Raw genomic sequence first — 10,271 nt, 5'->3', positions numbered from 1 at the left:
GACGGCGTGCCGGCCACCGGCCCGGCGCCCGCCGGCCCGGCTCCGGCCGCCATGGCGGCCCCCGCTCCGGCGACCGGCCCGTCGCCCTCGCCCGCCTCGGCGAGCGCCGCCAGCGCCCCGCCCAACCCGGCGTCGTCGGCTGCCCGGTCGTAGGCGGCGGTGGTGACGCAGAACCCGTCCGGGACCGGCAGCCCGGCGCCTAGCAGCGCCGACAGGCTCGCCGCCTTCCCGCCGGCCACCGTCACGGCGCGCGCCCGCGGGTCCGCGAGCGGCACCACCATCGGGGCCTCGCGGGGCGCGAGCGTCACGTCATCGTCCACGGCTGCCTCTCGGCGACACGTGAGGCCGAGGATAGTCCCCGGCCCACGCCCGTGCGCGAGGGGCTGGGCAAACCTGGCACGGATCGGCAGGATCGCCCCATGACCGTCTGGATCTGCCGCACCTGCGCCGTCGAGCACCCCGACACCGCCCGCCCGCCGCAGGTGTGCGAGATCTGCGCCGACGAGCGGCAGTGGGTGCCCGCCGCCGGGCAGCAGTGGACCACCCTCGAGGAGCTGCGCACCGCGGAGCGGAAGATGGCGGTCGAGGAGGTCGAGCCGGACCTGTTCGGCATCACCGTCGACCCCGAGGTCGGCATCGGCCAGCGCTCGCTGCTCGTGCGCACCCCCGCGGGCAACCTGCTGTGGGACCCCACCGGCTACCTCGACGACGACACCGCCCGGCGTGTGCGCGACCTCGGCCCCGTGGTCGCCATCGCGGCGAGCCACCCGCACATGTTCGGCGTCCAGGTCGAGTGGAGCCGGGCCCTGGGCGGCGTGCCGGTGCTCGTCAACGAGGCCGACGCCCGCTGGCTCGCCCGCCCCGACGCCGCGGTGCGGCAGTGGTCCGGCACCCTCGAGGTGGTGCCCGGGGTGACCCTGCACCAGATCGGCGGGCACTTCCCGGGCAGTGCCGTCGCCCACTGGCCCGCCGGCGCCGGCGGGGCCGGGGCCCTGCTCGCCGGCGACACGATCTCCCCGAACCCCGACCGCGCCACCGTCTCCTTCATGCGCAGCTACCCCAACCGCATCCCGCTGTCCGGCGCGGTCGTCGAGCGGCTGGCGCGCGCCGTCGAGCCGCTCGCCTTCGACCGGCTCTACGGCAACTTCGCCGGCGTCGTCCCCGCCGGCGCCAAGGCCGCGGTGCGGTACTCGGCCGCCCGGCACGTCGCCTGGGTCAACGGCGAGCACGACGACGAGACCTGAGCCCAACCGACCCCGTGCCCGGACCGGATCGGGAAGACTGAGACGATCCCGCCAGCCCCCGGAGGCCTGCGATGCGCCAGATCGTCCTGCACATGGGTATCTCCCTCGACGGCTTCATCGAGGGCCCGAACCGGGAGATCGACTGGCACCTCGTCGACGACGAGCTGCACCAGCACATGAACGACACGCTGGGCGCCATGGGCGCGTTCCTCCACGGCCGGGTCGTCTACGAGCTCATGGCGGACTTCTGGCCCACCGCCGACGCCGACCCCGACGCGCCCGAGATCATCCGCGAGTTCGCCGCGATCTGGCGGGAGAAGCCCAAGTACGTCTACTCCCGCACCCTGCAGGAGGCCGGCTGGAACAGCACCATCGTGCGCGACGTCGTGCCCGAGGAGGTCGCGGCCCTCAAGGCCGAACCCGGCGGCGACCTCGTGCTGGGCGGGGCGGACCTGGCCGCGGCGTTCCTGCGGCACGACCTGATCGACGAGTTCCGCACCTACATCCACCCGGTGCTCATCGGGCGCGGCAAGCCGCTGTTCCGCGAGACCGAGTTCTGGGTGCGGCCGCTGCGCCTGGTCGAGACCCGGACGTTCGGCAACGGCGTCGTGCTGCTGCGCCACGAGCGGGCGCGGGAGGGCGTCTGACCGCAGCGGGTCCCGCCGGCGCTGCCGTCCACGCCAGAGGCCCGGCACCCTCCGTGGGGGTGCCGGGCCTCCGGGGTGGCCGGGCTCAGGCCCCCGTGCAGTAGGTCCCGAGGTTGGTGACCGCGGTCTCCACGTCGGCTGACAGCTGGTCGGTGACCGGGGCGCCGCTGAGCATCGCGACGATGGAGGAGTCCAGGAGCTCGAGGTCGGCGTGCATCGCCTCCGGGGCGAGCGCCTTGGCCTCGGCCATGCGCGTGACGATCTTGTCGGCGTGGGCCAGGAGCTCGGCCTCGTCGGACAGCGAGCTGGTCTCGGTGAAGAGGTTGAAGAGGCTGTTCGGGTCGTCTCCGAGGATCGCCTCGCACGCCGCGAGGGAGGCGTCGTCCGCGCCGGCGGGCCCGTCGGCCGCCACCGGCTCCGGCTCCTCGGTGGGGTCGGTCAGCCCGGGCACGTCCTCGTCCGGCGAGGCGGCGCTCTCGGCGATGGACTCCCGGATCGCGTCCTGCCGCTCGAGCTCGTTCGTGGCGGCGATGCCGGCCACCACGGCGAGGATCGTCAGGATGATGGAGACGACGCCCGCGACGATGGAGACGATCAGCCCGGCGAGGGCCAGGCCGCGGCCGCGCTCGCCGGTGCGCTTGATCTGCCGGAGCCCGATCGCGGACAGCACGATGCCCGCGGGCCAGACGAGGAAGGCGCAGACCAGACCGGCGATGGCCATGGGGTTGGTCCGCGGGCCGGGCGCCTGCCCGTACGGCTGCCCGGGGTAGGGGTCCGCCTGGTGGGGCGGTCCTGCCGGGGCTTCCTGGCTGCTGTGCTCGTGTCCGATCGGTGACGACACTGATGTTCTCCTTCTATCGCTCGTGGGCAGACGCACCTTATAGGGGGAAATGCGTCGGATAAGGCTGGGCGGCCCGGTCGTGGACGTTTCGGCTTCGCATCGAACGTGCGTTCGATACACTGGTGGGGTGTCGGTCCCCTACGCCGAGCTGCACGCCCACTCGGCCTTCAGCTTCCTCGACGGCGCGAGCCAGCCCGAGGAGCTCGCGGCCGAGGCCGCCCGGCTGGGGCTGGAGGCGCTGGCGCTGACCGACCACGACGGGCTCTACGGCGTGGTGCGCCTGGCCGAGGCGGCCCGCTCCCTGGGCCTGGCCACCGTGCTCGGCGCCGAGCTGAACCTGGCCACCACCGGGCGCGCCGGCGGGGCCACGGCGGCCGGGGCCGGCGGGCAGATGGACCCCGACGGCACCCACCTCCTCGTGCTGGCCCGCGGCCCGGAGGGCTACCGGCGCCTCTCACGCGCCCTGGCCCTGGCGCACCTGTCCGCCGGCGCCAAGGGCCGGGCCGACTACGACCTCGAGGACCTCGCCGCCCAGGCGGGCGGGCACTGGCTGGTGCTCACCGGCTGCCGCAAGGGCGCGGTGCGCCAGGCGCTGGAGGGCGCCGACGGCGCCCGGGCCGCGCGCGCCGAGCTGGACCGGCTCGCCGCCCTGTTCGGGCGGGACAACGTCGCCGTGGAGATCACCGAGGACGGGCCGCTGGCCTCCGCGCGCAACGACGCCCTGGCGGACCTGGCGCGGGCCGAGCGCCTGCCGCTGGTGGCCACCGGCGCGGTGCACTGCGCCCGCCCCGGGGACCAGGTGCTCGCCGACGTCCTAGCCGCCACCCGCGCCCGCGCCAGCCTGGAGGAGATCGACGGCTGGCTGCCCGCAAACCCGGCCCACCTGCGCTCGGGGGCGGAGATGGCCGCCCGGCACCACCGCCACCCCGACGCCGTCGCCGCGTCGGTGGCGCTGGCCGCCGGGTGCGCCTTCGACCTCCAGCTCGTCGCGCCGGACCTGCCCCCGCACCCCGTCCCGCCCGGGCACACCGAGGCGACGTGGCTGCGCGAGCTGACCTACCGCGGCGCCGCCGAGCGCTACGGCCCGCGCGGGGCGGAGCGGGTGCCCGGCGCCTACGCGATGATCGAGCACGAGCTGGAGGTCATCGAGCAGCTGCACTTTCCCGGCTACTTCCTCATCGTCCACGAGATCGTCGAGTTCTGCCGGAACCGGCACATCCTGTGCCAGGGCCGGGGGTCGGCGGCCAACTCCGCGGTCTGCTTCGCCCTGGGCATCACCGCCGTGGACGCCGTCCAGCACCGGCTGCTCTTCGAGCGCTTCCTCTCCCCGGGACGCTCGGGCCCGCCGGACATCGACCTCGACATCGAGTCCGGCCGGCGCGAGGAGGTCATCCAGTTCGTCTACGAGCGCTACGGGCGCGAGCACGCCGCCCAGGTGGCCAACGTCATCTCTTACCGGCCCCGCTCGGCGGTGCGCGACGCCGCCCGCGCCTTCGGGTACGACGTCGGCCAGCAGGACGCGTGGTCGAAGAGCATCGAGCGGTGGGGCAGCCTGCGCGGCCCCGACGACGGCCAGCACGGCACCGCGGTGCTCACCCGGGACGGGCGGGCCCCGGCCCCGGCGGACGACGTCAGCGGCATCCCCGACCCCGTGCTCGACGTCGCCGAGCGCATGCTGCGCCTGCCCCGGCACCTGGGCATCCACTCCGGCGGCATGGTGCTGTGCGACCGGCCGGTCATCGAGGTCTGCCCGGTGGAGTGGGCGACCATGCCCGGGCGCACGGTGCTGCAGTGGGACAAGGACGACTGCGCCGACGCCGGGCTGGTGAAGTTCGACCTGCTCGGGCTGGGCATGCTCACCGCGCTACGGCTGGCCTTCGACGCCATCAACGCCCCGGGCTATCACGCGGACGAGGGCGCCGGCGCGGATGCGGACGCGGACGGCACCGAGATCGGCCTGCACTCCCTGCCCCAGGAGGACCCGGCCGTCTACGACCTGCTGTGCGCGGCCGACACCGTCGGGGTCTTCCAGGTGGAGTCGCGCGCCCAGATGGCCACGCTGCCACGGCTGCGGCCGCGGTGCTTCTACGACATCGTCGTCGAGGTCGCGCTCATCCGGCCCGGGCCCATCCAGGGCGACTCGGTCAACCCCTACATCAACCGGCGCCTGGGCCGGGAGAAGGTGACCTACCTGCACCCGCTGCTCGAGCCGGCGCTGTCGAAGACGCTGGGCGTGCCGCTGTTCCAGGAGCAGCTCATGCAGATCGCCATCGACGTCGCCGGCTTCTCCCCGGCGGAGGCGGACCAGCTGCGCAAGGCCATGGGCTCGAAGCGCTCGTCGGAGCGGATGGAGGCCCTGCACGGCCGGCTGCTGGCCGGGATGGCCGCCAACGGCGTGACCAGCGAGGTGGCCGAGGCGATCTACGACAAGCTCAAGGCCTTCGCCGACTTCGGCTTCCCGGAGTCGCACGCCTTCTCCTTCGCCTACCTCGTCTACGCCAGCGCCTGGCTGAAGGTGCACCACCCCGAGGCGTTCTTCGCGGCCCTGCTCGCCGCCCAGCCGATGGGCTTCTACTCCCCGCAGTCGCTGGTGGCCGACGCCCGCCGGCACGGGGTGGCGGTGCACCGCGCCGACGTCAACGCCTCGGCGGTCCAGGCCCAGGTCGAGCACCGCGCCCACCCCCTCCCCGGTGAGACGTCAAGTCGTGCGCGAGACGTCAACTCCGGCGCTTCCGCACGAGACGTCAACTCCGGCGGGCCCCCGGCGCCCTCCGCTGCCGGGACACGGCTGCAGCCTCCGGCGTTCGCCGACGTCGCCGGTCTCGTCCGCCCCCACGCCCACCTGGCCGTGCGGCTGGGCCTGGCGCCGGTGCGCGGGGTGGGGGAGAAGACCGCCGAGCGGATCGTCACCGAGCGCGAGCGCGGCGGGCCGTTCGCCGACCTGCCGGACCTGGCCCGGCGGGTCGACCTCACCGCCGCCCAGCTCGAGGCCCTGGCCACCGCCGGGGCGCTGGGGTGCTTCGGGCTGGACCGGCGCGAGGCGCTGTGGGCGGCCGGGGTGCTCGCCGGCGAGCACGGCACCCGGCACGCCCGGCGGCGCGGTCGGCCTCCGGGCCGCCGTGCCTCGTCAGCCGCCGTGACATCTCGCGAACTACTTGACGTCTCGCGGGAGGGGGAGGGGGGCTGGTACCAGCCCCCGCTGCCGGGCACCGCCGTCGGCGTCGAGGCGCCGGCCCTGCCGGGCATGGACGCGGTGGAGACGGCCGTGGCGGACGTGTGGGCCACCGGGGTCTCCCCGGACTCCTTCCCCACCCAGTTCCGCCGGGCGGACCTGACGGCCGGGGGCGTCGTCACGGTCGCCGGCCTGGCGGGCCGGCCGCCGGGGGAGCGGCTGCAGGTGGCCGGCGTGGTCACGCACCGCCAGCGCCCGGGCACCGCGGGCGGGGTGACGTTCCTGTCGCTGGAGGACGAGACGGGCCTGCTCAACGTGGTGTGCTCGTCGGGGCTGTGGGCGCGCTACCGCAAGGTGGCCCGCACCAGCGCGGCGCTGGTCGTGCGCGGCACGCTCGAGCGGGCGGACGGGGTGACCAACCTCGTGGCGGACAAGATCTCCCCGCTCAGCCTGGTGGTGCCCTCGGCCTCGCGCGACTTCCGGTAGACCGGCGTCACGGCGTCACGGCGTCACGGCGTCACGGCGTCACGGCGTCACGGCGTCACGGCGTCACGGCGTCACGGCGTCACGGCGTCACGGCGTGCGGGACGACCTCAGCCCGCCCGGCCCCGCCGCGGCACCGGCGGCAGCGGGTCCTCCATCGGCGGGTCGTTCTGGTGCAGCGCGGAGTACACCGCCCAGACCACGGCGATGAGCGGGATGGCGATGATCGCGCCGAGCAGCCCGCCGAGGAAGGTCCCGGCGGCCACACCCAGGGCGACGACGACCGGGTGGAGCGAGACCTGCTTGCCCATGACCAGCGGCTCGAGGATGTGCCCCTCGATCTGGCCGATGAGCGCCACGCCGACCGTGACGATGAGGGCGGCGACGAACCCCTCGGCGGCCAGGGCGACGACGGCCGCGACGATCATGGCGAGCGGGGCGCCGATGAGCGGGATGAACGCCCCGATGAACACCAGCACCGCCAGCGGCGCGGCCAGCGGCACACCGACCACGGAGAGCAGGATGAAGGCGAGGATGCCGTCGAAGAACGCCACGATCATCGTGCCGCGGGCGTAGCCGGAGAAGGTGTACCAGCCGGCGCTGGCGGCGGCGTGCACCCGGTCGCGGTTCTTGCTCGGCAGCTGGTTGAGGAACCAGCGCCACATCTGCCCGCCCCGGGCGAGGAAGAAGATCGTCACGAACAGGCTCAGCGCCAGCACGGTGAAGACCAGCGCGACGGCCCCGGCGTTGCTCAGTACCTGACCGGCCAGGTCGCCGGCGTTGTGCTGGATGTAGGTCGTCGCCTGCGCGACCGCCTCGTTGATCAGGTCGGTGATCTCGGCCTGGGTGACGTGGAAGGGCAGCGGGCCGGTCTCGAGCCAGGTGAGGATCTGGTTGATGCCGGTGCCGAAGCGCTCGGCCAGGCTCTGCCACTGACCCGCCACCGAGGTGATGACGTAGGTCAGCAGCCCGGCGACGACGAGGAACGAGCCGAGCAGGCCCAGCACCGTGGCCAGCACGCGCGGCATGTACCTGGCCAGCCCCGTGACGATCGGGTCGAGGACCGAGGTGACCACCAGCGCGATGAACACCGCGATGAACACCGCCTGGATGCGCGACGTCGCGAAGACGATCATCCCCACGACGATGACCATCCCGATGAGCAGCCAGGCCATCTGGCCGTACTTGCGGATCCACTTCGGCACGCCGTCGCCGCTCTCGGCCCGCACCGACCGGTCGGGCAGCCGGCGCAGCGTCACCCGCCCGGCGGCGGTGGGGCGGACGGCCGGGCGGGCCGGGGGCACCTCGGGCTGCAGGATGACCTGGTCCACCGCGCTGGGCCGCGTGGGCCGGAAGCGGCGGGGCATGCCGCGGCCGGCGCGCCGGCCCACCTGGTCCAGCAGCCGCCTGGAGCGATCGCCCATCGTTGCCATCGGGCCCAGTCTGCCCCACCGGTGCCCCCGGACGCCGGGGACACGACGCACCGGCCCGGCGGCGCCGGGTCAGGCCAGCCGCGCCCAGGCCCGCGCCTGGGCCAGGTCGGCGAGGGCGGCGTCGCGATCGCCCAGCTCGGCCGCCCGCCACAGCGCCGACTCGCACGAGCGCGCCAGGGCCCAGGCCGCGACCCGGTCGGTCTCGAGGCCGGCCGTCGCGCACAGCACCCGGGCGTGGGCGCGCAGCACCCCCACCGGGTCCTCCTCCGCGAACGGGTTGCCCACCTGGGCGAGCACCGGCCAGGCGTCGAAGGCCGTGTCGCCCAGGACGGGCTTGGGGTCGATGGCGCGCCACCGGCGCCGCCCGGCGCCGTCGTCGTCGGCCAGGACGTTGCCGGGGTTGAGGTCCCCGTGCAGCAGGGCGCGCCGGCCGCCCCGGGGCAGCTCGTCGAGCAGCGCCGCCGCGTCGGCCAGCAGGCCGGGGTCGGCGCCCAGCGGACCGGCGAAGCGCTGGGCCCGCTCGCGCAGCAGCGCCGCCTGGTCGGCGGCGAGGGCGGCCAGCTCCGGGACGTCCTCCGCCCGGTCGACGGCGTGCAGCCGGCCGAGCAGCTCGGCGGCGACGTCGACGCGCACGGCGGGCCGCCGCTCGGCCAGGGCGCGGTCGGCCGCCAGGCCGTGCCCGGGGCGCGCGCGGCGCAGCAGCAGCGTCCACGTCGCGGCGTCGTGGTCGAGCAGGTCGACGGCGCCGCGCCCGGCCCAGGCCCGCAGCCCCGCGGCCTCCGCGGCGGCCTCGGGGTGCGGGCAGACGATCTTCACCACGGCGTCGGTGCCGTCCGCGGTGCGCGCCGGCGCGGTCCACGCCGTCGTCCCCGCCGGGAACGGCGCCTCGAGGCGCAGCCCCCACCGGGTGCGGGCCCGGTCGACGAGGTCGGGCAGGCGGGTCAGCCAGGCGGCGCCGTCGCGGGTGGCCCCAGAGCCTCCGCGCAGCGCCGCCGGGACCGGCACCGCGTCCGGCGCGGCCGTCATCGCCGGACGGTCGCGACGACCCCGAGCACGGCGGCGAGCTCCCCGGCGTCCGCGACGACGGCGCGGGCCCCGGCCTCCTCGCCCGGCTGGGCGTAGCCCCAGCGCACGAGCACCGCCGGGATCCCGTTGGCCGCGGCCCCGTCGACGTCGTGGTGGCGGTCGCCGACCATCACCGCACCGGAGACGTCCGCGCCGGCGGCGCGCAGCCCGTCGAGGGCGTCGGTGACGATGTCGGCCTTGGCCGAGCGGGTCTCGTCCGCCGTCGCCCCGCAGATGACGGTGAAGTACTCGTCGAGGCCGGCGTGGGCGAGGATCGGGCGGGCCATGGTGAGCATCTTCGACGTCGCCAGGGCGATGGGGACGCCGGCGGCGTGCAGGTCCCGGATCAGGTCGGCCATGCCGGGGTAGATGTCGACGTCGAGCATCCGCCCGGCGTAGCGGTCCCGGTACTCGGCGACGACGGCCTCGAGGTCGGCGTCGGTAACGCCGGCGAAGCGCTGGAGCCCCTCCCGGATCGGGGGGCCGACGAAGCGCAGCAGCTGCGCCGGGGTCGGCACGGGGTAGCCGTGGACCGCGAGGGCCTCGGTGATCGAGTGGGTGATGGCACCGGCGGAGTCGGTGATCGTGCCGTCCAGGTCGAGCAGGACGGCGGTGGCCGGCGTGCCGGCGCCGGGCGCCAGGGGGTCGGCGGGGGTGGTCATGGGGTGGCCATTCCTTCCGGGTCGGGGCCCACCCACCATAGGCGGACGGCGCAGGTCGGGTTCCGGGGCGGTCGTAGGGTGGGCCGGTGACCTGCCCGCGCCGCCTCGGCCGCCGATGAGCGGGGGCGGGCTGCGGGAGGGCACCCCCGAGCTGCGGCGCGCCCTGGGCGCGCTGTTCGGCATCGGCCTGGCCACCTTCGCCCTGCTCTACGCGGTGCAGCCGCTGCTCGTGCCCATCGGCGGGGAGTTCGCCGTCGGCGCCAGCGAGGCGAGCCTGCTGGTGTCGGTGAGCACGGCCGGCATCGCCGTCGCGGTGCTGCCGCTGGCCCGGCTGTCCGAGCGCCTGGGCCGGGCCCGGGTCATCACCGGCGGGCTCGCCGCCGCGGCCCTCGCCGGGGCGCTGGTGGCCTGGGCGCCGTCCTTCCCGCTGCTGCTCGGCCTGCGCGCGCTGCAGGGCGTCGCGCTCGCGGGCGTGCCCGCCGCGGCGCTGGCCTGGGTCGCCGAGGAGGTCCACCCGGCGGCGGTGACCCGGGTCGGCGGGCTGTACATCGCGGGCACGACCGTGGGCGGGATGGCGGGGCGGCTGCTCGCCGGCCTGGCCGCCGAGGTGTGGGGCTGGCGCGGCGCGGTGCTCGCCGTCGCGCTCGCCGCCGCCGCGGTCACGGCGGCGGCGCACACGCTGCTGCCGCCCTCCCGCCGGCCCGCCCCCGCCGGCGCCCGGGCC

Annotated in this window: 9 protein-coding genes; 4 read left to right on the top strand and 5 right to left on the bottom strand. The window is 75.8% G+C overall.

The window, feature by feature from the left end; all coding sequences use genetic code 11:
• Nucleotides 1-308: PEP/pyruvate-binding domain-containing protein (locus tag GD970_RS20890; protein ID WP_405002601.1), on the bottom strand; the 308-nt coding region annotated here is incomplete at its 3' end.
• Nucleotides 309-419: 111 nt separating this feature from the next.
• Here GD970_RS20890 and GD970_RS20885 point away from each other — a divergent pair.
• Entirely contained in the window at nucleotides 420-1,244 is an 825-nt protein-coding gene (locus GD970_RS20885) for an MBL fold metallo-hydrolase (RefSeq protein WP_152204815.1), read from the top strand.
• Between the two features lie 71 nt (nucleotides 1,245-1,315).
• Nucleotides 1,316-1,891 carry a dihydrofolate reductase family protein gene (locus tag GD970_RS20880; protein ID WP_152204814.1) on the top strand — a complete coding sequence of 192 codons (576 nt, stop codon included), beginning with the start codon at nucleotides 1,316-1,318 and terminating at the stop codon, nucleotides 1,889-1,891.
• Nucleotides 1,892-1,976: 85 nt separating this feature from the next.
• Here GD970_RS20880 and GD970_RS20875 read toward each other — a convergent pair whose 3' ends face one another.
• Nucleotides 1,977-2,732 carry a DUF4190 domain-containing protein gene (locus tag GD970_RS20875; protein WP_152204813.1) on the bottom strand — a complete coding sequence of 252 codons (756 nt, stop codon included), beginning with the start codon at nucleotides 2,730-2,732 and terminating at the stop codon, nucleotides 1,977-1,979.
• Nucleotides 2,733-2,859: 127 nt separating this feature from the next.
• On the opposite strand from GD970_RS20875, the gene GD970_RS20870 reads away from it, so the two are divergent.
• On the top strand, nucleotides 2,860-6,390 hold the full coding sequence (locus GD970_RS20870; protein ID WP_282958510.1) for an error-prone DNA polymerase: 3,531 nt from the start codon (nucleotides 2,860-2,862) through the stop codon (nucleotides 6,388-6,390).
• 107 nt (nucleotides 6,391-6,497) lie between these two features.
• On the opposite strand, the gene GD970_RS20865 is transcribed toward GD970_RS20870, so the two are convergent.
• From GD970_RS20865 to GD970_RS20855, 3 genes are all read right to left on the bottom strand, one after another.
• Complete coding sequence (locus tag GD970_RS20865) at nucleotides 6,498-7,820, bottom strand: AI-2E family transporter (RefSeq protein ID WP_152204811.1); 1,323 nt, start codon at nucleotides 7,818-7,820, stop codon at nucleotides 6,498-6,500.
• A gap of 69 nt (nucleotides 7,821-7,889) precedes the next feature.
• Entirely contained in the window at nucleotides 7,890-8,846 is a 957-nt protein-coding gene (locus GD970_RS20860; protein ID WP_152204810.1) for an aminoglycoside phosphotransferase family protein, read from the bottom strand.
• Nucleotides 8,843-9,547 (bottom strand): HAD hydrolase-like protein, encoded by a 705-nt coding sequence (locus GD970_RS20855; protein WP_152204809.1) that lies wholly within the window; start codon nucleotides 9,545-9,547, stop codon nucleotides 8,843-8,845. The genes GD970_RS20860 and GD970_RS20855 overlap by 4 nt, the downstream gene beginning before the upstream one ends.
• A 115-nt stretch (nucleotides 9,548-9,662) precedes the next feature.
• Between GD970_RS20855 and GD970_RS20850 the strand changes: the two genes are divergently transcribed.
• The coding region (locus tag GD970_RS20850) for an MFS transporter (protein ID WP_193315011.1) at nucleotides 9,663-10,271 on the top strand (609 nt) is incomplete at its 3' end.

It is taken from the genome of Georgenia thermotolerans, from assembly GCF_009193185.1.
Classification (GTDB): Bacteria; Actinomycetota; Actinomycetes; order Actinomycetales; family Actinomycetaceae; genus Georgenia; species Georgenia thermotolerans.
This window is presented reverse-complemented; position numbering and strand designations above follow the sequence as displayed.

Excerpts from the sequence above, each read along its gene's own strand:
- GD970_RS20860 (WP_152204810.1), bottom strand. The coding sequence starts at position 8,846 with ATGACGGCCGCGCCGGACGCGGTGCCGGTCCCGGCGGCGCTGCGCGGA.
- GD970_RS20880 (WP_152204814.1), top strand. The coding sequence starts at position 1,316 with ATGCGCCAGATCGTCCTGCACATGGGTATCTCCCTCGACGGCTTCATC.
- GD970_RS20865 (WP_152204811.1), bottom strand. The coding sequence starts at position 7,820 with ATGGCAACGATGGGCGATCGCTCCAGGCGGCTGCTGGACCAGGTGGGC.
- GD970_RS20885 (WP_152204815.1), top strand. The coding sequence starts at position 420 with ATGACCGTCTGGATCTGCCGCACCTGCGCCGTCGAGCACCCCGACACC.
- GD970_RS20855 (WP_152204809.1), bottom strand. The coding sequence starts at position 9,547 with ATGACCACCCCCGCCGACCCCCTGGCGCCCGGCGCCGGCACGCCGGCC.